The sequence below is a fragment of the Amycolatopsis sp. NPDC004368 genome (assembly GCF_053602515.1).
This window is the reverse complement of sequence record NZ_JBSGDT010000049.1, coordinates 24,136-44,869: the sequence shown is the minus strand read 5'-3', so window position 1 is coordinate 44,869 and position 20,734 is coordinate 24,136. Positions and strand designations below refer to the sequence as shown.

21 protein-coding genes are annotated in these 20,734 nt (G+C 71.8%); 13 read left to right on the top strand and 8 right to left on the bottom strand.

Annotation, left to right across the window (positions count from 1 at the left end; genetic code table 11):
- Positions 1 to 151: 151 nt before the first annotated feature.
- Complete coding sequence (locus tag ACWEOE_RS38675) at positions 152 to 1,486, bottom strand: lactonase family protein (RefSeq protein ID WP_452018219.1); 1,335 nt, start codon at positions 1,484 to 1,486, stop codon at positions 152 to 154.
- A gap of 246 nt (positions 1,487 to 1,732) precedes the next feature.
- Here ACWEOE_RS38675 and ACWEOE_RS38670 point away from each other — a divergent pair, with 246 nt between their 5' ends.
- The 4 genes from ACWEOE_RS38670 to ACWEOE_RS38655 all read left to right on the top strand — a co-directional run bounded on the left by ACWEOE_RS38670 (position 1,733) and on the right by ACWEOE_RS38655 (position 4,505).
- On the top strand, positions 1,733 to 1,858 hold the full coding sequence (locus ACWEOE_RS38670) for a hypothetical protein (protein WP_452018217.1): 126 nt from the start codon (positions 1,733 to 1,735) through the stop codon (positions 1,856 to 1,858).
- A 98-nt stretch (positions 1,859 to 1,956) separates the two neighbouring features.
- Entirely contained in the window at positions 1,957 to 2,766 is an 810-nt protein-coding gene (locus tag ACWEOE_RS38665; RefSeq protein ID WP_452018215.1) for an Fpg/Nei family DNA glycosylase, read from the top strand.
- A 30-nt stretch (positions 2,767 to 2,796) separates the two neighbouring features.
- Positions 2,797 to 3,630 carry an EamA family transporter gene (locus tag ACWEOE_RS38660; protein ID WP_452018213.1) on the top strand — a complete coding sequence of 278 codons (834 nt, stop codon included), beginning with the start codon at positions 2,797 to 2,799 and terminating at the stop codon, positions 3,628 to 3,630.
- 419 nt (positions 3,631 to 4,049) lie between these two features.
- Entirely contained in the window at positions 4,050 to 4,505 is a 456-nt protein-coding gene (locus tag ACWEOE_RS38655) for a hypothetical protein (protein WP_452018211.1), read from the top strand.
- Positions 4,506 to 4,517: 12 nt separating this feature from the next.
- Here ACWEOE_RS38655 and ACWEOE_RS38650 read toward each other — a convergent pair whose 3' ends face one another.
- Positions 4,518 to 5,390: a LysR family transcriptional regulator gene (locus ACWEOE_RS38650; RefSeq protein WP_452018209.1), complete on the bottom strand. Its 873-nt coding sequence runs from the start codon at positions 5,388 to 5,390 to the stop codon at positions 4,518 to 4,520.
- A gap of 70 nt (positions 5,391 to 5,460) precedes the next feature.
- On the opposite strand from ACWEOE_RS38650, the gene ACWEOE_RS38645 reads away from it, so the two are divergent.
- The 5 genes from ACWEOE_RS38645 (at position 5,461) to ACWEOE_RS38625 (ending at position 12,446) form a co-directional block, all read left to right on the top strand.
- Positions 5,461 to 7,248, top strand: coding sequence for a gamma-glutamyltransferase family protein (locus tag ACWEOE_RS38645; protein WP_452018207.1), 1,788 nt, complete (start codon positions 5,461 to 5,463; stop codon positions 7,246 to 7,248).
- Positions 7,249 to 7,384: 136 nt separating this feature from the next.
- Positions 7,385 to 9,016, top strand: a complete 1,632-nt coding sequence (locus tag ACWEOE_RS38640) for an ABC transporter substrate-binding protein (RefSeq protein ID WP_452018205.1) — start codon at positions 7,385 to 7,387, stop codon at positions 9,014 to 9,016.
- Positions 9,017 to 9,019: 3 nt separating this feature from the next.
- Positions 9,020 to 9,976 (top strand): ABC transporter permease, encoded by a 957-nt coding sequence (locus ACWEOE_RS38635; RefSeq protein WP_452018203.1) that lies wholly within the window; start codon positions 9,020 to 9,022, stop codon positions 9,974 to 9,976.
- Positions 9,973 to 10,845, top strand: coding sequence for an ABC transporter permease (locus ACWEOE_RS38630; RefSeq protein WP_452018201.1), 873 nt, complete (start codon positions 9,973 to 9,975; stop codon positions 10,843 to 10,845). The genes ACWEOE_RS38635 and ACWEOE_RS38630 overlap by 4 nt, the downstream gene beginning before the upstream one ends.
- An 11-nt stretch (positions 10,846 to 10,856) precedes the next feature.
- On the top strand, positions 10,857 to 12,446 hold the full coding sequence (locus ACWEOE_RS38625; RefSeq protein ID WP_452018199.1) for an ABC transporter ATP-binding protein: 1,590 nt from the start codon (positions 10,857 to 10,859) through the stop codon (positions 12,444 to 12,446).
- A 25-nt stretch (positions 12,447 to 12,471) separates the two neighbouring features.
- Here ACWEOE_RS38625 and ACWEOE_RS38620 read toward each other — a convergent pair whose 3' ends face one another.
- On the bottom strand, positions 12,472 to 13,059 hold the full coding sequence (locus ACWEOE_RS38620) for a CGNR zinc finger domain-containing protein (RefSeq protein ID WP_452018197.1): 588 nt from the start codon (positions 13,057 to 13,059) through the stop codon (positions 12,472 to 12,474).
- Between the two features lie 120 nt (positions 13,060 to 13,179).
- Here ACWEOE_RS38620 and ACWEOE_RS38615 point away from each other — a divergent pair, with 120 nt between their 5' ends.
- Positions 13,180 to 13,752, top strand: a complete 573-nt coding sequence (locus ACWEOE_RS38615) for a carboxymuconolactone decarboxylase family protein (RefSeq protein WP_452018195.1) — start codon at positions 13,180 to 13,182, stop codon at positions 13,750 to 13,752.
- Between the two features lie 149 nt (positions 13,753 to 13,901).
- Positions 13,902 to 14,693 (top strand): hypothetical protein, encoded by a 792-nt coding sequence (locus ACWEOE_RS38610; RefSeq protein WP_452018193.1) that lies wholly within the window; start codon positions 13,902 to 13,904, stop codon positions 14,691 to 14,693.
- A 243-nt stretch (positions 14,694 to 14,936) separates the two neighbouring features.
- Here ACWEOE_RS38610 and ACWEOE_RS38605 read toward each other — a convergent pair whose 3' ends face one another.
- Both ACWEOE_RS38605 and ACWEOE_RS38600 read right to left on the bottom strand, forming a co-directional pair.
- Positions 14,937 to 15,119 (bottom strand): hypothetical protein, encoded by a 183-nt coding sequence (locus tag ACWEOE_RS38605; RefSeq protein WP_452018191.1) that lies wholly within the window; start codon positions 15,117 to 15,119, stop codon positions 14,937 to 14,939.
- Positions 15,116 to 15,322, bottom strand: a complete 207-nt coding sequence (locus ACWEOE_RS38600) for a hypothetical protein (protein WP_452018189.1) — start codon at positions 15,320 to 15,322, stop codon at positions 15,116 to 15,118. Before ACWEOE_RS38600 ends, ACWEOE_RS38605 begins: the two co-directional genes overlap by 4 nt.
- A 351-nt stretch (positions 15,323 to 15,673) precedes the next feature.
- Here ACWEOE_RS38600 and ACWEOE_RS38595 point away from each other — a divergent pair, with 351 nt between their 5' ends.
- Positions 15,674 to 17,185: a sensor histidine kinase gene (locus ACWEOE_RS38595; RefSeq protein WP_452018187.1), complete on the top strand. Its 1,512-nt coding sequence runs from the start codon at positions 15,674 to 15,676 to the stop codon at positions 17,183 to 17,185.
- A 374-nt stretch (positions 17,186 to 17,559) separates the two neighbouring features.
- Positions 17,560 to 17,922: a response regulator gene (locus ACWEOE_RS38590; RefSeq protein ID WP_452018185.1), complete on the top strand. Its 363-nt coding sequence runs from the start codon at positions 17,560 to 17,562 to the stop codon at positions 17,920 to 17,922.
- Between the two features lie 26 nt (positions 17,923 to 17,948).
- On the opposite strand, the gene ACWEOE_RS38585 is transcribed toward ACWEOE_RS38590, so the two are convergent.
- The 3 genes from ACWEOE_RS38585 to ACWEOE_RS38575 form a co-directional block, all read right to left on the bottom strand.
- A complete protein-coding gene (locus ACWEOE_RS38585; RefSeq protein ID WP_452018183.1) occupies positions 17,949 to 18,602 on the bottom strand; it encodes a response regulator in 654 nt (217 codons plus the stop codon).
- Positions 18,603 to 18,700: 98 nt separating this feature from the next.
- Positions 18,701 to 19,282 carry a LutC/YkgG family protein gene (locus tag ACWEOE_RS38580; RefSeq protein ID WP_452018181.1) on the bottom strand — a complete coding sequence of 194 codons (582 nt, stop codon included), beginning with the start codon at positions 19,280 to 19,282 and terminating at the stop codon, positions 18,701 to 18,703.
- The gene (locus ACWEOE_RS38575; RefSeq protein WP_452018239.1) at positions 19,279 to 20,730 is read right to left on the bottom strand and encodes a lactate utilization protein B; all 1,452 of its coding nucleotides are present in this window, start codon (positions 20,728 to 20,730) and stop codon (positions 19,279 to 19,281) included. The genes ACWEOE_RS38580 and ACWEOE_RS38575 overlap by 4 nt, the downstream gene beginning before the upstream one ends.
- Positions 20,731 to 20,734 lie beyond the last annotated feature (4 nt).

The following is a 20,734-nucleotide window of genomic DNA, read 5'->3' as shown; positions in this document are numbered from 1 at the left end:
TTTGCGCACGAGTGTGGACGACACGATCCGGGCCGACCCTGCCCGCGCGAGGCGCGTCGTCGCATCGAGGAACACCTGAGCCGCGTACCCTGGCCGGTCCACGGGCGCGGCCCGGGATGTCCGGCCGGCGCGGACATCCCGGGTGCCGGGCTCAGCTCACGTCGATGCCGGCGGGGCTGCCGAGCGCGCTGAAGTCACTCGGCGCGTGGTCGCCGTTCACGGTCTGGGGCAGGCCGCCGAACTCGCCGATCTTGGTGAGCTCGCCGTTCGCGCCGATCGACCAGGCGGCGAGCTTCCCCGAGCCGGGCAGGACGTTGTAGAGGTAGTGGCCGTCGGGGCTCAAGCCGAGGTCCAGCGGCGTGCTGCCCTGCGAGTTGGCCGACTTGTCCGTGGTGCCGGCGACCTCGTGCAGGAGGGTGAGGCTGCCGTCGGGGTGCACCTGCCAGCTGGAGATCGTGCCCGAGGTGTAGTTCGACCCGAAGGCGTACCGGCCGTTGTTCACGACCCAGCAGGTGTCGATCTGGTGGTCGGCCACGGCCGTGCTGATCGGGGTGAGGTGCCCGTCGCGGCCGAGGCGGTAGCTGCCCGCGGCTCCGGTCGGGTGCCCGTCCTCAACCCCGCCGCCGACGAACTCGGCCAGGTCGACGTTGCCCGCCTTGTCGAAGGAGAACCCGAACGGACCGCGGTTGGCGAAGTCCGTGCGGACGAAGTCCTTGCCGGGCCGGCCCGTGTGGTCGACGTCGAAGGTCAGCACGCGGCCCGGACCGGTCGGGTTCGCGCCCGGGATCACCGCGTTGGTCGGGCCGTCCTTGACGGACACCAGCAGGTGGCGCCCGTCGGGGCTGAAGGCGACCTGCGTCGGGTCCTTCAAGGCGTCGGGAGCGAAGCGGTCCTGGTTCGCCCGCAGCTGCCGGGTCGAACCGGGGATCGGGGTGAGCCGGCCGCCGAGGCCGAGGCGGAAGCCGGTGATGCTGCCCTGGCCCGACGCGTTGAGCACGTAAACGACGTTCCCGTGCTGGGTGACGCTGTTCGGGAACCGCTGCGACAAGGACCCGTCACCGGTGGGCACGACGTCGACCACCTGCAGGCGATCCGGCAGGATCCGCAGCACCGAAAGGGTATTGCTGCCGGCATTGGTCACCAACAGAAAACGGTGGTCCGAAGTGAGCCGCACCGAATTTCCGGAACCGAGACCGTCACCCGCGAACCGCTGCCCCGGACCCGAGCCCTGCCCGCCGGTCGCGAAGGTGCCGACGAGCGTCAGCCTGCCGTCGCCCCCGCGGTGGTAGTAGGCGATCTGGTTGCCCGGCTGGCTCGGGTCGCTGCTGTTGTTGTGGTTGGTACCCACGAAAACCGAGCCCGGCAGGCTCGAGTGGGCGGTGGGGGCGGCCGAGGCGGCGGGACCGGTGAACACCGCGGCGAACGGCACCAGCGCCGCGGCCGCCAGAGCCGTGCGCACGACCCTGCGCGACGATGACCTGCTCATGAGAAATTCCTCCCTTGCCCACGCCACCCGAATGTTCCGGCGCGGCTGGGCCCGACTTTATGGGTGACGGGAAAGGCCGCGGAAGGTTACGAAAGGAACGGTAATATATTACCGATTCCGAAATTGTTCCAGCCCGCGTGAATGGGCGATGATTCGCACCCGAAAGACTGTGACCCGGGTCACGGAATGCCGGACGATCTTCGGCGCTACACAGGGAGAACACCTGTTCCGACCCGAGGGAGAGACATGACTGCTTCCACCGCACCCGAGCAGCCCGCGCTACCTGTGCCCGCGCTCGACGACTTCGACTTCGAGCTCACCGACGGTGCGGCGTGCCGCATCGACGACCCCGACTGCGAAGCCTGCCAGTAGGGCCGGGCCGGGCCGGCGATCCGTGGGGTTCGTGGGTCGCCGGCCCGGATCGGTGACAATGTGTCCGCGTCCGTGTCCGTCCGAACTGGGAGCCGCCCGTGCCCGAACTGCCCGAGGTCGAGTCGGCCCGATCGGTGATCGACCGGGCCGCGCTGGGCCGGTCGATCGTCGAGGTCGACGACACCGATTCGTACGTGTGCCGGCCGCACCCGCCCGGGCAGATCCGCGAAGCCCTCGTCGGGCGGCGGCTCACGGCCGCCCACCGGCGTGGCAAATCGCTGTGGTGCGACACCGGCGACGGCGGTCCCGCGCTCGGTGTGCACCTGGGCATGTCGGGCAAGATCGTGATCGCCGACGCCGACGGCACCGAGATCGACGGCGGTGACTACTGGGAAGGCCGCCGCCTGCAGGGCGACTACCGCTGGTCGCGTTTTTCGCTGACCTTCGACGACGGCGGCCTGATGATGCTCGTCGACCCGCGCCGCCTCGGCCGCATCACGCTGGACCCGCCCGTCGAGCTGCTGGGGCCCGACGCCGCGTCGGTCACGCCCGCCGAGTTCCGCGCCGCGGTCACGAAGGGCACCGCGCCGATCAAGGCGCGCCTGCTCGACCAGCACGCCCTGGCCGGCATCGGCAACCTCCTCGCCGACGAGATCCTGTGGCGCGCCCGCGTCCACCCCGCCCACCGCGTCGACGAGCTCGACCGGCCCGAGGTCGACCGGCTGCTGCGCGCCACCCGCGCCTCCGTCTCCGCCGCCCTCGACCACGGCGGCGTGCACACCCTCACGGTGATCCCCTACCGCAAGCCGGGCGCGACCTGCCCGCGCGACCACGCCCCGATGGCACGGGGCAAGGTCGGCGGGCGGACGACGTGGTGGTGCAGCGCGGAACAGCTGCTGCCCCGCTAGTCCGCCGGCGGACTCGGCAGAATGGGACCCGTGGGTGTCCTTCTGGGGTTGTTGTCCGCGCTCAGCTACGGCGCTTCCGACTTCGTCGCGGGCGTCGGGGGCCGGCGTGGCGACCCGAACGCGGTGACGGTGCTGGCGCAGCCGTGGAGCCTGCTCGCCGCGCTGGTGGCCGTGGTGGTGATGGGCCCGCGGGCCCCGCTGCCGGAGGAGCTGGTGTGGGGTGCGGTGAGCGGCCTCGGCACCGCCGTCGGCACGTTCGCGCTGTACCGGGGCCTGGCCACCGCGCGGATGAGTGTCGTCGCGCCGGTGTCGGCGGTGCTGGCCGCGGCGTTGCCGGCGCTGGTCGGGTTCGCGACCGGGGATCGGCTGACGTGGCTGTCGTGGGCGGGGATCGTGTTCGTGCTGCCCGCGATCGCGCTGGTGTCCCAGCACTCGGGCGACGACGCGGCGCGCAAGCGGTCCGGGTTGGTCGAAGGTGTGGTCGCGGGCGCCGGGTTCGCGGTGCTGTTCATCGGCCTGGACCGGGCGGGCACGGGGGCGGGCAGCTGGCCGCTCGTCGCGGGGCAGGCCGTGGGCGTGGTCCTGCTGCTGCTGGCCGCGATCTGGCTGCGGCCGAGCACGTGGCAGCGGGCCTGGTGGCCGGCCACCGCCGCCGGCATCCTCGGCGGCGCCGCCAACCTGCTGTTCGTCGCCGCGACCGGCGCGGGTCAGCTGGCGGTGGTCGCGGTGATCACGTCGCTCTACCCGGCCATCACGATCGTCCTCGCGCGCGGTCTGCTGCACGAACGCTGGACGCGCGCCCAGGCCACCGGCCTCGTGATCGCCGCGGCCGGGGTCGCGGCGATCACGCTCGGCCAGCCGTGACCCGGGCGGCCGTCGCCGAGGGCCCGCTGACGTGGGCCGGCGCGTCCCGCAGGTTCGGCGCGCAACAGGAGGAGACCTCCCGCGAGTAACCCGGCGCTGCCCCGGCCCGATTCCCTTGCGGGCGGAACCGGCCGCGTCTCTCGGCGTCAAAGGTGCCGGGGGCTTCGACGAGAGGGGTGCTGGTGCGAAGAACACGGGGTCTGGCGGTGCTCACGCTGGGCTTGCTCCTGGCAGGCTGCACACAAACCACCACCGGGCGCGCGGAACCCGGTGGCGTCAGCGACCTGGGCGAGGTGGGGCCGCCGGGCACGTCCGCCCCACCGGCGAAGGTCCCGCCGGCTTCGGCTCCGTCCTCGGCTCCCCCGCCCGCTTCGTCCGCCTTTCCCTCGACGGACGGCGTGACGGCCACCATCGCCACCATGACCGTCACCCTCCCCGCCGGCACGCAGTACGCCGTCGAATCCCGCGACCCCGGTTACGAAGGCTGCCTCCAATCGGCCACCTTCGCCTGCGCCGGCAAGATCCTGGACCTGCGCGAGGCCGCCACGTCGGGGATGATCAACCTGCCCAGCTCGACCCGCGCGTTCGGCTGGTACCCCGGCACGGACGTCCCCACGTGCGTCGGCCCGACCACCGACCCCGGCACGGGCTCCGAAGCCACCGGCGGGACCCCGCTGGATCACGGCTTCGCCTCGGTGGGCCCGAAAAAGGCCGAATACGGACGGTTCCAGGAGACGTGCAAGGACCCGTCGCAGAACAACCAGATCCGGATGTGGTGGCTGCCGCAGAGCAAGCTCCTGATCGTGGAACACGCCTCCACGCCGGCCCAGGACGCGGCGTTCGACGCGATGGTGGCGTCGGCGAAGTTCAGCTGAGGCGGGGCTGCCTCAGCCCGCCGCCAACGTCGTGTCCAGGAACGCCTGCGTTGCCGCCGTGATCGGACCCGAGCGGTGGACCAGCCACTGCGGGAGCCGTTCCGCCGGGGTGAACCGCGCCACCTCCGCGCCGGCGCGGCGGGCCAGGTCGCTCCAGCCGTCGGGCATCAGGCCGGAGCCGATGCCGCGCAGGACCATGGGCAGCACGACGCTGCGGTCGCCCACCTCGGCGGCGATGGAGACCTCCGGCACGGTTGCGGCGATGCGGTCGAAGAGGGCGCGCACGGCGGTGGCGGGTTTCGTCACCACGAAACGCATACCGCTCAGATCACTCCACGACACGGTCGAGCCGACGGCCGAGCCCGGGGGCGCGACCAGCAGGAACTCCTCGTCACGCAGGTGGTGGGTGACCAGGCCCGGGCCGGTGGGGCGTTCGGCGCTGCCGCAGACCCCGGCTTCGCAGCGGCCCTGCAGGACCATGGCCACGACCTCGGCCGCCGAGAGGGCCGAGGAGGTGCTCACGAGCACGCCGGGGTGACGTTCACGCAGGTCGGCGATGATGCTGATCACCGGTTCCAACGCCGACGACGACGTGGCGGCCACGTCGACGCGCCCGGCGAGGCCGTCGCCGACCGCGCGGGCGGCGGCGCGCAGGGCGTCGAGGTCGCGCAGGACCAGGCGGGCGCGGTCGGCCATGAACTCGCCGGCGCTGGAGAGCACGGCGTTGCGGCCGACGCGGTGGAACAGCGCCACACCCAATTCGTGCTCCAGCTTGGCGATCGCACGCGAGAGCGACGGCTGGGCCACGCGCAGCGCCCGCGCCGCGTGGGTGAAGCCGCCGTGCTCGACGATCGCGACGAAGTACTCGAGCTGCCGACGTTCCATAGCACCAGGCTATCGGAATGGTGTCATACATGTCTTTGACGTACGCCCGCACAAGCGCGACGATGCAGGGATGTTCCAGACCCGTCCCACGTTGCAAGGCACCTTCGGCATGGTGTCGTCCACCCACTGGCTCGCCTCGGCCGCTGCCATGGCCGTGCTCGAAGACGACGGCAACGCCTACGACGCCGCCGTCGCGGCCGCGTTCGTGCTCCACGTCGTCGAACCGCACCTCAACGGCCCCGGCGGCGAGGTGCCGATGATCGTCGCGCCGGCGGACGGCACCCCGAAGGTCCTCTGTGGACAGGGTGGTGCGCCGGCGGGCGCCACGATCGAGCACTACACCTCGCTCGGCCTCGAGCTCGTGCCCGGCACCGGGCCGCTGGCCGCCGCGGTGCCCGGTGCCGTCGACGCGTGGCTGCTCCTGCTCCACGACCACGGCACCAAGCCGCTGCGCGAAGTCCTGAAGTACGCCATCACCTACGCCGAGAACGGTCACCCGGCCGTGGACCGCGTCGGCACCACCGTGGAGACCGTGCGCGAGCTGTTCGAGACCGAGTGGACCACCTCGGCCGAGCTGTACCTGCCCGGCGGCCGCGCGCCGGCAGCGGGCGCGCTGTTCAAAAACCCCACCCTCGCCGGGACCTGGCGCCGCCTGATCTCCGAGGCCGAGGCCGCCGGGTCGGGCCGCGAGGCGCAGATCGAAGCCGCCCGCAAGGTCTGGCGGGAAGGCTTCATCGCCGAGGCAATCGCCGAGTTCGCCGCGAAACCCACCATGGACACCTCCGGCGAACGCCACGCCGGTACCCTGACCGGCGCCGACCTCGCGGCGTTCCGCGCGACCTACGAGGACCCCGTCACCTTCACCTGGAACGGCTGGACCGTCGCGAAAGCCGGCCTCTGGAGCCAGGGACCGGCGCTGCTGCAGCAGCTGGCTCTCCTACCCGAAGACGGCCTCGACTACGCCACGCCGGACTACTACCACACGCTCATCGAGGGCACGAAGCTCGCGATGGCCGACCGCGAAGCCTGGTACGGCGACAGCACCGACGTCTCGATCGAGACGCTGCTTTCCCCCGCCTACAACGAAAGCCGTCGCAAGCTCATCGGCGAGCACGCGTCGCACGAGCTGCGCCCGGGGCGCCCCGACGGCCGGGAACCGCGCCTGAGCAAGCACGCCCAGTACGTCGCGGGCGGCGGCGCCGTGCACTCCGCGACGGGCGCCGGCGAGCCGACCGTCGCCGAGAACGGCGCGACCCGCGGCGACACCTGCCACCTCGACGTGGTCGACCGCTGGGGCAACATGATCGCCGCGACACCCAGCGGCGGCTGGCTGCAGTCCAATCCGGTCATCCCGCAACTCGGGTTCCCGCTCGGCACCCGGCTGCAGATGGCGTGGCTCGACCCCGGCCTGCCCAACTCCCTGGCCCCGGGCAAGCGACCGCGCACCACACTTACGCCTTCGCTGGCTTCGCGCGACGGCGTGCCGGTGATGGCGTTCGGCACGCCCGGCGGCGACCAGCAGGACCAGTGGAACACGCATTTCTTCCTCGCGGTCGCACTGCGGGAAAAAGTGCGCAGCGGGCTCGATCTGCAAGGCGCGATCGACGCACCCAACTGGCACACGGACAGTTTCCCCGGTTCGTTCTACCCGCGCGCGATGGTCGCCGGAAGCGTGACCGTGGAATCGCGCATCGGCGACGACGTGATCGCGGACCTCGAGCGCCGCGGTCACGTCGTGACGGTCGGGGATCCCTGGTCCGAGGGGAGGCTGTGCGCGGTCGCCCGCGACCCGGAGACCGGCGTCCTCTCGGCCGCGGCGAACCCCCGGGGAATGCAGGGTTACGCGGCCGGGCGATAATAAATCCCTTCCCGCCGAAATGCGGGCCCGCGCGCGGGTCCGCATTTCGGCATGCCCATTTTCTCCCTATAACGATTTAACACGGATTAACGGCGAGGAAACAGAGTCGGGGAAAAACCGACGTAGTTTGTGGGCCATGTCTCCTCGGTCCCCGCTCCTGCTCCTGGCCGGGGTCGCGGTGATGACTCTCACGGCGTGCGTACCCGTGCAACACGCGAGCGCCCGCGGCGAGCATCACGACGACTTCGGCACTCCCGTCGGCAACCAAGCGGTCCAGCGTGGCGGCGACCTCGTGATGGGCCTGTCGAACGAGCCCGACAAACTCGACCCCACCACGTCCAGCTCGCTCTACACGCGCTACGTGATGACCACGATCTGCGAAAAGCTCTACGACATCGACGACACCAGCGCGGTCGTGCCGCAGCTCGCCACGGCGTTGCCGAAGATCTCCCCCGACGGCCTCACCGTGACCATCCCCGTGCGCACCGGGATCGTCTTCGCCGACGGCACACCCTTCGACGCACCGGCCGTCGCGACCAGCCTGCGCCGGCACTTCGAGCTCAAAACCTCCCAGCGCAAAAGCGAGATGGGCCCGATCAGCCGCATCGACGCACCCGACAAGAGCCACGTCGTCCTGCACTACAAGAAGCCGTTCGCCCCGATCACCGCGGCGCTCGCCGACCGCGCGGGCATGATCATGTCGCCGGCCGCGCTCGCGAAAGAGGGCGACGACTTCGGTGACCACCCGGTGTGCGTCGGCCCGTTCAAGTTCGTGAAGCGCGTGCCCCAGACCGAAATCGACGTGGTGCGCGACCCGCTCTACTACGACGCGAAGAACGTGCACCTCGACACGATCACCTACCGGATCATGGCCGACGCCAACATCCGCGCCGCGAACCTGCGCTCCGGTGACATCCAGGTCGCCGACACGATCTCGCCCCAGGACGTCGACGCGCTCACGCAGGACCCGGATCTCAAAGTGCTGCAAGGGCCTTCGCTGGGCTACCAGAGCGTCACCTTCAACACCGGCAACGTCGACGGCGTCGGCAAACCCACGAAGCACATCGACAAGCCCTTGGCCAACGACCCTCGGATCCGCCTCGCGTTCTCCCTGGCGCTGGACCGGCAGACGCTCGTCGACACCGTGTTCAACAACTGGTTCGACCCCGCCTGCTCACCCATCGCCCCGAAAACGCCCTTCTCGACCCCGGCCTCCGAAGCCTGCCCGCCCTTCGACCCCGCGAAGTCGCGGCAGCTGCTGCAGCAGGCCGGCGTGCCGATCCCGTTCCCGATCGAGCTGCAGGTGACGAACACGCAGGATCAGCTGCGCTACGCCCAGGCACTGCAGGCCAGCGTCGCCGAGGGCGGGTTCGCCGTGCAGATCGTGCCGGTCGAGTACTCCACCCTGCTGGACGTGCAGAAGCGCGGCACGTTCGAGGCACTGATGCTCGGCTGGTCCGGCCGCATCGACCCGGACGCCAACACCGCCCGCTTCCTCTCGACCGGCTCGGGCGGCAACTACGGCGGCTTCAACTCGTCCACATTGGACAACTTGCTGACCGGGGCCGCGCGCAGCGTCGACCCGAAGCAGCGCGCCGCGCTGTACGGCCAGGCCGTGCAGCTGATCCAGCAGCAGAACCCGATCGTCTACACCTACCGGGTCCGCAACCTCACCGTGCACTCCACCCGCGTCACCGGCGTGCAGGTGTACGCCGACGGAGTGGTGCGGCTCGGCAAGGCCGCGTTCCTCGCGGGTCAGGAGGGCTGAGCCATGGGACACTACCTGCTCCACCGGCTCTGGCAGTCGGCGCTGACGCTGGTGCTCGCGTCGATCGTGGTGTTCATCGGCGTCCGCCTGCTGCCGGGCGACCCGGCGACGGCGATGGCCGGCGAGGAAGCCGACCCGGCCGCGATCGCCGCGGTGCGCGCGCAGCTCGGGCTCGACGATCCCCTGCCCGTGCAGTACTTCAAGTTCGTCGGCCACGCGCTCACCGGGGACTTCGGCAAGTCCGTGCGCACGGGCACGCCGGTGCGGGAGATGATCGGCGCGACCCTGCCGGTGACGGTGCAGCTCGCGGTGTTCGCGATGCTGGTCGCGGTGCTCGTCGGCGTGCTCGCCGGCGTCGTGGCCGCGGTGTTCCGCGGGCGCTGGCCGGAGTGGGGTGCCAACGGCTTCTCTCTCTTCGCGCTGTCGGTGCCGACGTTCTGGCTCGGCATCCTCGGCGTGCTCTACCTTTCCGTGCAGCTGCGGTGGTTCCCCGCGTCCGGGTACGTCTCGCCGTTCGAGCACCCGCTGCGCGGGATCTACTACCTCACGCTGCCGGCGGTGATCCTCGGTCTCACCCACGCGGCCGTGGTGCAGCGGCAGACGCGGTCGTCGATGGTCGAGACCCTCACGGCCGACTTCGTGCGCACCGCCCGGGCGAAAGGCCTCGGGCGCGGCGCGGTGATCTTCCGCTACGGGTTGCGCAACAGCCTCATCGTGGTCACCACCATCGTCGGGCTGCAGCTCGGTGGCCTCATCGCCGGCGCCGTGGTCACCGAGCGGATCTTCAGCCTGCCGGGCATCGGCAAGCTCACGCTCGACTCGGTGTTCACCCGCGACTACCCCGTGATCCAGGCCGTGGTCCTCGTGATCACCTCGGCCTACATCGTGATCAACCTGCTCGTCGACTTCCTCTACACGGTCATCGACCCACGCCTGCGAGTCTCCGGGAGGACCCGATGACGATCGCCGCCGAAACCCCCGCGCCCCTGGCCCGTGCGCACGGCCGAGTGCTGGGGCGGCTGCTGCACAACCAGATGGGCGTGATCGGCGGCGTGCTGCTGCTGATCGTGGTGATCGCCGGGGTGTTCGCGCCGCTGCTGGCGCCTTACGCGCCGACGGCGGTGCACTTCGAGACGCCGTTCCAGCAGCCGGGCACGGTCGGGTTCGCGCTCGGCACCGACGACCTCGGCCGCGACATCCTCTCGCGCGTGTTGTACGGCACGCGCGCCTCGCTGGAGGTCGGGGTCCTCTCGGTGCTGCTCGCCGTGGTCGTGGGTGTGCCGCTCGGGCTGCTGTCCGGGTACTGGCGCTGGCTCGACGCGCTGATCTCGCGGCTGGCGGACCTGATGCTGGCGTTCCCGTTTCTCATCCTGGCCGTGGGGCTCGCCGCCATCAACGGCGGCGGCCTGACCAACGCGGCCATCGCGCTGGGCATCGCGCAGATCCCGACGATGACCCGGGTGGTGCGCGCGGACACGTTGCGGCTCAAGGAAACCGACTTCGTGCTCGCGGCGCACACGATGCACGCCGGCCCGTGGCGGGTGCTCGGCGGACACGTGCTGCCCAACGCTGCCTCGGCGATCATCGTGCAGGCCACGGTGATCATGCCGGTCGCGGTGATCGGCGAGGCGGTGCTCTCGTTCCTCGGCCTCGGCATCCAGCCGCCCGCGCCGAGCCTGGGGATCATGCTGTCCGACGCGCAGCAGTACCTGTTCCGCACGCCCTGGCCGGGCATCTTCCCGGGGATCGCGCTCGCCGTGATCTGCCTGGGGTTCAACCTGTTCGGCGACGCCCTGCGCGACGCGCTGGACCCGAAGAGCTCGCGGTGAAAGGGACCACGATGACCGAACCGCTCCTGGAAGTCGGCGACCTCGAGGTGTCCTTCGGCGCCACTGCCGCCGTGCGGGGAGTGAGCCTGCAGGTGGCGCCGGGTGAGCGCGTGGCCGTGGTCGGCCAGTCGGGCTCCGGCAAGTCGACGACCGCGCACGCGGTGATCGGCCTGCTGCCCGGATCCGGCCGGATCACCGGCGGCGCGATCCGGTGGCGCGGTGAGGACCTCACGCACGCCGGCGAGAAACGACTGCGCCGGCTGCGGGGCCGCGAGATCGGGCTGGTGCCGCAGGACCCGATGTCGAACCTCAACCCCGTGGCGCGTGTGGGCCGTCAGGTCGCCGAAACGCTGGTGGCGCACCGGATGTGCTCGCGCCGGGAAGCCTGGACCCGCGCCGTCGAACTGCTCGGCGAAGCCGGCATCCCCGAGCCGGCGCGGCGGGCCCGACAATACCCGCACGAGTTCTCCGGCGGGATGCGGCAACGCGTGCTGATCGCGATCGGCCTGGCGTGCCGGCCCGACCTGCTCATCGCCGACGAGCCGACGTCAGCGCTCGACGTGACCGTGCAGCGCCAGATCCTCGACCACCTCGAGAAGCTCACGCAGGAGCTGGGCACGGCGCTGCTGCTCGTGACCCACGACCTGGGGCTGGCCGCCGACCGGGCCGACCGCGTCGTGGTGATGTCCGACGGCGAGATCGTCGAGACCGGGCCCGCGCGCCGGGTGCTCACCGAGCCGCGTGAGGACTACACCCGGCGGCTCGTGGCGGCGGCTCCGTCGCTGACCGGCCCGCTCAACGGGGCCACGACGGCCGGGGAGGTGGTGCTCGAGGTGTCGCACGTGGCCAAGGAGTACCGCGTGCGCGGGCACGGCGGCACCCTGCGCGCGGTCGACGACGTGTCCTTCACCGTCGGCCAGGGCCGCACGACGGCGATCGTCGGCGAGTCCGGTTCGGGCAAGACCACCACCGCCCACCTGGTGCTCGGCCTGGTGCCGGCGACGTCCGGCACGATCCGCCTGGACGGCGCGGAAGTGGTCGGCCTGCGCGGCGCCCGGCTGCGAGCCGCGCGGCGGGCGATGCAACCGGTGTTCCAGGACCCGTACGCCTCCCTCGATCCGATGTGGACGGTCGAACGCCTGATCACCGAGCCCCTGCGCACCTTCGGCGTCGGCGACCGCTCGTCGCGGCGGGCGCAAGTGGCCGAGCTGCTCGACCAGGTGGCGTTGCCCGCCGCGCTGGCCCAGCGCTACCCGCACGAGCTGTCCGGCGGGCAGCGCCAGCGGGTGGCCATCGCCCGCGCCCTGGCGGTGCGCCCGCGCCTGGTCGTGTGCGACGAACCCGTGTCGGCGCTCGACGTGCTGGTGCAGGACCAGATCCTCGGGCTGCTGCGGACGCTGCAGGCCGAGCTGGGTCTGAGCTACCTGTTCATCTCCCACGACCTCGCCGTGGTCCGCTCCCTGGCCCACGACGTGCTCGTGATGCGGGCCGGGCAGGTCGTGGAGCACGGGCCCGTGGAAGAGGTCTTGTCGGCGCCGGCGGATCCGTATACGCGACAGCTGCTCGACGCCGTGCCGGGGGCGGGCAGCTTCACCCGGTGATCCACCCCGCGACGTGGCGGCGTCCTCAGCTCTTCGCGTGGTGACGCTGGTAGTGCCGCTGGACGCGGGCGCGGTTGCCGCATGCGGCCGAGCACCATTCGCGGCGCGAGCGGTCCTTCACGAAGAACAGCAGGCAGCCGGGCGCGAGGCACGCGCGCAGCTGGTGGCGCTGGTCCCCGCCGAACAAGTCGATGCCCTGGTGCGCCAGGAAAGCGAGCGCTCGTTCGGCAGGGGTGCCGGGTGAACGCAGCACGCGGGCGGGCTCGCCGGCCTCGGGCCACTCGAGCTCGGCGCGCGTGTGGGCGAGCCGGTTGAGCGTGGCCAGCGCCTCGGCCCGCGCGACCTCGACGGCGACCGGGCGGGGATCCTGCGTGGCCTCGGCGGCGAGGACACGCAGGGCGTCGCGCAGGGCCCGCAGCCGGTCGGCGACCGGGGCCGGATCGCCGTCTAGCGTGAGGCCCGCCTCGCGTTCGAGGCGGGGCGCGACCGCGGCCAGCCAGCTGACCACACCGGCGTCGTCGGCCAGCGCGTCGGTGATGCCGTCGCGGCCGACGTTCACGGTGTTCATCAGCTCCACCGCGAGGGGTTCGCCCAGCAACGCTGCGGTTGTCATGACCCCACATTAGCACTTCCTAATGGAATTCTGCGTCACAACCATTTGACGACGCCGACGGCCGCATGCCACGGTTACCTAACGGATTGAGCCCACTCATGCATTAGGAAGGTCCTCGTTATGTCGACGCTGCCCCAGATCGAGCTCGAACACGCCACCGGCCAGGCCGCCGAGCTGCTCGCGCAGGTGAAGAAGAACGCGGGGTCGATCCCGAACATGGCGAAGGCCATGGCGAACAGCCCCGCGCTGCTGAAGGGTTACCTCGGCCTGTCCGCCGCGCTCGCCGGCGGCGTGCTGCCCGCCGCGGCGCGGGAACGGCTCGCGCTCGCGACCGCCGAGTACAACGGGTGCACCTACTGCCTGTCGGCGCACACGGTACTGGGCCGCAACGTCGCCAAGCTCGACGCCGACGAGGTCGAGCGCGCCCGCCACGCGGACTCGGGTGACCCCCACGCCGCCGCCCTGCTCATCCTCTCCGACACCATCGCCCGCGGCCGCGGCACGATCGACGCGGACGCCCTGGAGACCGCCCGCGCGGCGGGCGTGACCACCGCGGAGATCGGCGAGGTGATCGGCAACCTCGCGCTCAACGTCCTGACGAACTACTTCAACCTCGTCGCCGGCACCGACAACGAGTTCCCCGTCGTCGAACCGCACCGGCACGATTCCCGGGGTGAGCACACGGGTTCCTGACAATGCTCGGCTACGGGCCCGGGCCACGCGGCTGATCATGAAGACGACGGCGCCGGCCGTCACGACGATCGTGGCGGGGTCTCCGACAGCGGTGGCGGACGGGTGGGTGGCGGACGGCGGGCCGGCCGCCACCCACCCGTGTCGAAACGGTGGCCTACCACCTCGGCGACCAGGCGTTCCGAGCAGACCGCGGCGCGCACGTGGGCCTGGCCGTGCCCGCCCGGCGCGGGTTCGTGGTCGTCTCCATCGGCGCCAACGGGATCAACGCGACGGCCGCGGTCCAGGCACCCACCGTCTACTACGCCCGCGCGGCGCTGCTCAACGCCCACCTCGCAATGTGGCAGCTGTCCGCGACCGGCTCGGGACCGCTGAGCGGCCACTTCACCGACCCCGCGAGCGGTAAAGCGCGCACGGTGGGCTTCCGCGGCCACGTGGACCTGGGCGACGTCGGCACCGTCGGTCACTCGATGGGCGGTGGCGGGGTCATGCACCAGGCCGCCGACCAGCGCCACGGCGACTGGCCCGCCGGCGTGACCGTGAAGGCCGTGCTCGCCCTCGCCCCCACCGACAACGGGAACGACGAGGCCGCGACGCAGGTTCCGTTCGCGCGGATGTGGGGCACCTGCGACCAGATCAACACCGGCAACTACTTCAAGGGGAACTCCGGCGACAACCAGGTGCCCATCTACCGCTTCACCCTCACCGGCGGCAACCACGACAACTACAACACCGAGTGGTCCCCGTCCGGCGGCCAGGTCGGCAGCCACGACGACGCCATACCCGGCTCGCGCCCGGGCACCTGCGTGCCCCAGTTCCCGGACGGCCCGCAGCAGGACCAGCGCGAACTCACCGAGAACCGGCAGCGCGCCATCACGACGCCTACGCCACCGCGTTCTTCCAGCGCTTTCTCCATGACCGCAAGGACTTCGACCCGGTGCTGACCGGCAAGCGCCGCCCGGCGGGGGTGCCGGGCGTGGTCGATGTGGGCTACACACCGGCGCACTGACCCCAGCACGCTGACCCCTGTTGCGTACGAGAGCCCGGCGCAGTGGACGCCGGACTCTCGCCGTCCGGAAGAGGCGGTTCCGGGTCGGTCCGAAGTGGAACCCGGCCGACATCGCGGGGCGGGGGACACACGACCCCGGCCGGGCAGCTTGCGAGGGGACGGCGAACCGTCCCGGTTTTCAAGGACTGGCGGGAATTCCCCGGCAGTCCAGGGGTGGCGGCTCCTGTTCACCCGGGCAGCGGGGCCGCAACCAGCCCGTCGGCAGGCCGAGCCGGGCCGCCTGGCCGCGCAGGTCGAAGGCCTCCCAACCGAGCAGGGTGTCGCTCGGCCGGTGGTGCCGCGGGAGGGCCTGGTCGGTCATGCCGCGCTCTTTCTGCTCTTCACCACGGCGACCGGCAGTTCCGCGTCGGGCTCGGGGTTCGGGAGGCGGCACAGCGGGCCGCCGCCCGGGTGGGAGACGACGCGGCTGTCGGCGAGGAACCAGAGGCGCTCGGCGGGACGGCCGCACACCGAGCAGGGGCAGCCGAACAGCTGCAGGCCCCAGCGGGCCACCGGGTCAGGCATCACTCACGCTCCCCTCGTGGAGCCAGGCCAGGAAAAGGCCTCTCGGCCGACGGCCGGACCGGGGCCGCCGGCGGGGCCCGGCCGGGGCGCGGTGGGTGCCGGCCGCGTCCCGGCCGGGCGAGCCGTGCTGGCGCATGTCGCTTGCACCTTTCGATCCGGAGTGGACTTCCGAGGAGGCGGGGCGACACCCGGTGCCGGCTACCGCCGTGGCTTTCGAGTCCTCACAGGATTGCCGGGGTGGGCGCCGGGCCGCATTCCTGCCACCTGGAGTACCCCGCCCCCGCTAACGCGACTTTCGCGGGGGCTGGCTGTGGGCCCGGTCGCGGCTTATCCTCGGCATGGGTGTTGCGCGTGTTCACGGAAAGATCGGAAACCACGGTGCCGCGCCGCCGTTCCGGAGAGCTGATGCGGCGGCGCTCCAGCGGTGCGCTCGCGGCCGCCGTGGCGGTGGGCGCCGTCACGGGGATCGCGCTGCTGCTCGAACCGTACGTCGACACCGTCACGCTGCTGATGCTGTACCTCGTCGTGGTGCTGCCGGTCGCCGTCATCTGGGGAACGCTGCTCGCGGTGATCACGTCGCTGGTGAGCGTCGCCGTCTACACGGTCCTGTTCGCCCCGCCGCCGTACGCGCTGCATTTCGTCGACGCCCAGAAAGCCGTTGCACTGGGCGTTTTCCTGATCACCGCGGTCGTGGTGGGCACACTCGCCCAACGGCTGCAGCGAGCGGCGCTGACGTCGGCGCGCCTCACCGAGGAACAGTCGGCTCTGCGCCGCGTCGCCACGCTCGTCGCCCGGACGGTGTCGCCGCAGGAGGTCTTCGAAGCCGTGACGCGGGAGGTCGGTCTGCTGTTCGGCGCCGATCTCGCCCGGCTGGAACGGTACGAAGTGGACGGTACGGTGACCGGCGTCGCCGCCTGGAGCCGCGTGCCCGTGCACCTCACCGTCGGCACGCGCATCAAGCTCGACGGGCTCAGCGTCGCCCGCGAGGTCCGCAAGACGGGCGGACCCGTGCGGCTGGCCACCTTCTGGGGTGAGACGGGCGCGATCGCGCGGGAGGCGCGCGGGCTGGGCATCCGCTCGTCGATCGGCTGCCCGATCCTGGTGTCCGGCCGGATCTGGGGGGTGATCGCCGCGTCGACCAAGAGCGCCGAGCCGTTCCCCGACGGCACCGAGGCGCAGATCGCCAGCTTCACCGAGCTCGTCGCGACCGCGATCGAGAACGCCGAGGCCCGCGCCGAGCTGCAAGCCTCCCGCGCCCGCATCGTCGCCACGGCCGACCGGACCCGGCGGCGCATCGAGCGCAACCTGCACGACGGCGCCCAGCAGCAGCTCGTCTCGCTGGCCCTGCAGGTCCGGGCGACGCAGGCGCTGCTGCCCGAGTCGAGCGAGGTGAGCGGCGAGCTCGATCGCATCGCCACCGGACTGTCGGAAGCGCTCGACGAGCTGCGGGAGATGGCCCGCGGCATCCACCCCGCGGTGCTGGCGGAACTCGGCCTGGTGGCGGCACTCAAAGCCCTCGCCCGGCGCTCGCCGCAGGCCATCGATCTCGACGTCCGCGCCGACGGGCGCCTGCCGGAACCGATCGAGGTCGGCGCGTACTACGTGGTCGCCGAGGCGCTCGCGAACACGGCCAAGCACGCGGATTCCGCCGCCGTCGACGTGACCGTCGAGACCCGCGACCACACGCTGCAGATCGCCGTGCACGACGACGGACCGGGCGGCGCCGACTTCACCCGCGGCACCGGGCTGGCCGGGCTCAAGGACCGTGTGGAAGCCCTCGGCGGCCGGATCTCCCTGCACAGCCCGCCGGGCGACGGCACGACCGTGCGAGTGCAGTTCCCGCTGGCCGAACCGGCCGGCTGAGCGCCAGTACCGGCCAGCCGGTAGATCGTCTACCCACTGGCCGGGCCCGGGGATTCCCGTTCGCCGTGACGACGGCGACCCCCGCCGAGCGCCACACTGGACGGCGAGACGGGGGCACCAGAGTTCCTCGGGAAGAAGTCCGGTCATGACAGTCCATCACCACGCCAGCAACAAGTACTGCACCCGATGCGGCCGCTGGCACAGCCAATGTGACGCTTGCGGTTGGTTCTGGTACGGAGCGTGCACTTTCTCGGAGGCGCTTCGGCGCATTCGGCTGCATCAGCTCGACCAGGTGTACGCGGACGGAGTGACGGGTCGTGGTCGTACCGGTTAGCGGGAATGCGCGTACTGCGTGGTTCTGGGAGGGTGAACACGTGCGGTGCCTGATCGTCGACGACAGCCCGGGTTTCCTCGCCGCGGCTCGTCGGTTGCTTGAGCGCGAAGGTGTCACGGTGGCGGGGGTCGCCCGGGGTGGGGCGGAGGCCTTGCGGTCCGTTGCGGAGCTGCGCCCTGACGTCGTACTGGTAGACATCGACCTCGGCGGGGAAAGTGGTCTCGACCTCGTGGGCCGCCTGGCCCGCACCGAGGCCGGCGGGTCCTCGCGCATCATCGTGATCTCGACCCACGAGGAAGAGGACTACCGCGACGTGATCGCCGAAGGTCCCGCCGTCGGGTTCCTGCCCAAAGCCGTGCTGTCGGCCCGGGCGATCCACGGCCTGCTCGGCACCATCGGCTGACCGGCCCGGGTGGCCGACCGTCGCGGCTAGCGGTTGTCCAGGTACGCGAGCACGGCCAGCACGCGGCGGTGGTCGTCCGTGGTCTCCGGCAGGTCGAGTTTCGACAGCACGCTGCGCACGTGTTTCTCCACGGTCCCCTCGGTCACCCAGAGGCGCCGCGCGATCCCGCCGTTCGACCGGCCCTCCGCCATCAGGCCCAGCACCTCGCGTTCCCGGGCGCTGAGCGCGGCCAGCGGGTCGTTGCGGCGACGCGACCCGACCAGCTCCTGCACCAGCGCCGGCTCCACGACCGAGCCGCCCTTCGCGATGCGCCTGAGCGTCTCGAGGAACTCCCCCACGTCGGCGACCCGGCTCTTGAGCAGGTAGCCGATGCCGCGGCCGCCGGCCAGCAGCTCCATCGCGTGGTCCACGTCGGCGTGGGCCGAGAGCACCAGGATGCCGACCTCGGGCAGCTCCTCACGGATGGTGCGCGCGGCCTCGAGCCCCTCGACGGTGTGGGTGGGCGGCATCCGCACGTCGACCAGCACCAGGTCGGGCCGGTGTTCGCGCACGAGCTCGAGCAGCGCCGTCGCGTCGCCTGCCTGCCCCGCCACGGCGAACCCCGAGCGGTCGAGCAGGCTGGCCAGGCCCTCGCGCAGCAGCACGTCGTCCTCGGCCAGAACCACCCGCGGCACCGTCATCGCCACCACCGCTTTCGCCGCGGTGCTGCCCTGTTGCCGCGGAAGTCACACGGACAAATCGTGCCATAGCGCCGCGGCGGGCACCAACCGTCGGCCGTTCACGCGCCGACCAGCACCACGTGCAGCGTCCGCGGCCCGTGCACACCCTCGACGCGGTCGAGCTCGATGTCGCTGGTGGCGCTCGGGCCGCTGATCCACGTCTGCGGCCGGCCCGGGTCCAGGAGCTTGATCGCCTCGGGCACACCCGCCACGATCCGATCTTCGCGGACCACGCACACGTGCACGTCGGGAACCAGGCTCAGCGCGCGACGGCCCTGGCCCGGGCCGTGGTCGAGCACGAGCGTGCCGGTGCGTGCGATGCCGACGGCCGCGGTGGTCACCACGGCGTCGCACGAATCGAGGTCGGCCGCGTCGGGCACCCCACCGACGTCGGCGGGGAAACCCTCCGGCACCAGCACGGTGCGGGCCGGTCCGAGCGCGGCGCGGACGGTGTCGGCCACTTCGTCCGGCCGGCAGCGGCTGAGCGTGGCCCGGTAGTCCACGACCCGGTCGGCGAACAAGGCCACCACGTCCTCGGGTGCCGGTGCCGTGCGGTAGCCGCGCGGCACGGGCGCCTCGGTCCGGTCGGCCGTGTGCAGGGCTGCCCGCACGGCCGCGAGGACCTCGTCGCGGGCGCTCATCGGCGGTCTCCTTTTCGCCACCAGGCGCGGAACGACTCCGGCGGGGGTGCGGGCAGGTCGCGGGCGCCGGTCCACAGCGACGCGGGCCACGGCAGCCGGCGCAGCGCGCGGCGCCCGCCGGGCAGCACGGCGCGGCCGAACCGGTTCAGCGCCTTGCCCGCCGCGCCCATCCCCCGCTCGGCCAAGGTCAACCTGCGGGCGTCCGCGAGCACCCACGACGCGGATTTCATCGCCAGAGCCTCGGGTTTCGGGGTGCCGCCGCGGTGGGCGTCCACGACCTTCGCGCGCAGGTGGACCAGTACCTCGGGGATGTCGATGCGCACCGGGCACGCCTCGAAACAGGCGCCGCACAGGCTGGAGGCGTACGGCAGCGAGTCGGTCTGGTCGTCCACGCCGACGCCCTTGAGCAGCGGGTTGAGGATCGCGCCGATCGGGCCCGGGTACACCGACCCATACGCGCGGCCGCCGGTGCGCTCGTAGACCGGGCACACGTTCAGGCACGCCGAGCAGCGGATGCAGCGCAGCGCCTGCCGGCCGACCTCGTCGGCCAAGGCGCGGGTGCGGCCGTTGTCCAGCAGCACCACGTGCATCTCCTGCGGCCCGTCGCCGGGCGTGATCCCCGACCAGGTCGAGGTGTAGGGGTTCATCCGCTCCGCCGTGCTGGAGCGCGGCAGCAACTGCAGGAACACGTCCAGATCGGCCCACGTCGGCACGATCTTCTCGATGCCCACCACCGACACCAGCACCTCGGGCATGGTCAGGCACATCCGGCCGTTGCCCTCGGACTCAACCACGACCAGCGTGCCGGTCTCGGCCACCGCGAAGTTCGCGCCCGACACGGCCATCTTGGCCCGCAGGAACTTCTCGCGCAGGTGCAGGCGCGCGGCGTTCGCGAGCTCCACCGGTTCGTCGGTGAGCTCGACGGGTGCCGGCCGGCCCGCCGCGGCCATGCGGCGCAGGAACAGCTCCCGGATCTCCGCGCGGTTGCGGTGGATCGCGGGCACCAGGATGTGGCTGGGCAGATCGTCACCCAGCTGCACGATCAGCTCCGCAAGATCCGTCTCCCACGCCTGGACGCCCTCGGCGGCGAGCGCCTCGTTGAGCCCGATCTCCTGCGTGGCCATCGACTTGACCTTCACGATCTCGTCGACACCGTGGCCCCGCGCGATCCCGGCGACGATCGCGCACGCCTCGGCCGCGTCCCGGGCCCAGTGCACGGTCGCGCCGCGCGCCTGCAACGCCGCCTCCAGCGTCAGCAGATGCTCGTCCAGCCGCCGCAGGGTGTTGTCCTTGATCGCCGCGCCCGCCAGCCGCAGCTCCTCCCACTCGGGCACCTCCGCGACCACAGCAGTGCGCTTGGCCCGGATGGTGCTGGTGGCGTGCGCGAGGTTGCGCCGCAACTGGGTATCGGCCAGCGCCTCCCGCGCGGCTGTCGGAAAGGCGGGCATCCCG

Excerpts from the sequence above, each read along its gene's own strand:
- ACWEOE_RS38675 (WP_452018219.1), bottom strand. The coding sequence starts at position 1,486 with ATGAGCAGGTCATCGTCGCGCAGGGTCGTGCGCACGGCTCTGGCGGCC.
- ACWEOE_RS38670 (WP_452018217.1), top strand. The coding sequence starts at position 1,733 with ATGACTGCTTCCACCGCACCCGAGCAGCCCGCGCTACCTGTGCCCGCG.
- ACWEOE_RS38655 (WP_452018211.1), top strand. The coding sequence starts at position 4,050 with ATGACCGTCACCCTCCCCGCCGGCACGCAGTACGCCGTCGAATCCCGC.
- ACWEOE_RS38650 (WP_452018209.1), bottom strand. The coding sequence starts at position 5,390 with ATGGAACGTCGGCAGCTCGAGTACTTCGTCGCGATCGTCGAGCACGGC.
- ACWEOE_RS38645 (WP_452018207.1), top strand. The coding sequence starts at position 5,461 with ATGTTCCAGACCCGTCCCACGTTGCAAGGCACCTTCGGCATGGTGTCG.
- ACWEOE_RS38640 (WP_452018205.1), top strand. The coding sequence starts at position 7,385 with ATGTCTCCTCGGTCCCCGCTCCTGCTCCTGGCCGGGGTCGCGGTGATG.
- ACWEOE_RS38635 (WP_452018203.1), top strand. The coding sequence starts at position 9,020 with ATGGGACACTACCTGCTCCACCGGCTCTGGCAGTCGGCGCTGACGCTG.
- ACWEOE_RS38630 (WP_452018201.1), top strand. The coding sequence starts at position 9,973 with ATGACGATCGCCGCCGAAACCCCCGCGCCCCTGGCCCGTGCGCACGGC.
- ACWEOE_RS38625 (WP_452018199.1), top strand. The coding sequence starts at position 10,857 with ATGACCGAACCGCTCCTGGAAGTCGGCGACCTCGAGGTGTCCTTCGGC.
- ACWEOE_RS38620 (WP_452018197.1), bottom strand. The coding sequence starts at position 13,059 with ATGACAACCGCAGCGTTGCTGGGCGAACCCCTCGCGGTGGAGCTGATG.
- ACWEOE_RS38615 (WP_452018195.1), top strand. The coding sequence starts at position 13,180 with ATGTCGACGCTGCCCCAGATCGAGCTCGAACACGCCACCGGCCAGGCC.
- ACWEOE_RS38605 (WP_452018191.1), bottom strand. The coding sequence starts at position 15,119 with ATGACCGACCAGGCCCTCCCGCGGCACCACCGGCCGAGCGACACCCTG.
- ACWEOE_RS38600 (WP_452018189.1), bottom strand. The coding sequence starts at position 15,322 with ATGCCTGACCCGGTGGCCCGCTGGGGCCTGCAGCTGTTCGGCTGCCCC.
- ACWEOE_RS38585 (WP_452018183.1), bottom strand. The coding sequence starts at position 18,602 with ATGACGGTGCCGCGGGTGGTTCTGGCCGAGGACGACGTGCTGCTGCGC.
- ACWEOE_RS38580 (WP_452018181.1), bottom strand. The coding sequence starts at position 19,282 with ATGAGCGCCCGCGACGAGGTCCTCGCGGCCGTGCGGGCAGCCCTGCAC.
- ACWEOE_RS38575 (WP_452018239.1), bottom strand. The coding sequence starts at position 20,730 with ATGCCCGCCTTTCCGACAGCCGCGCGGGAGGCGCTGGCCGATACCCAG.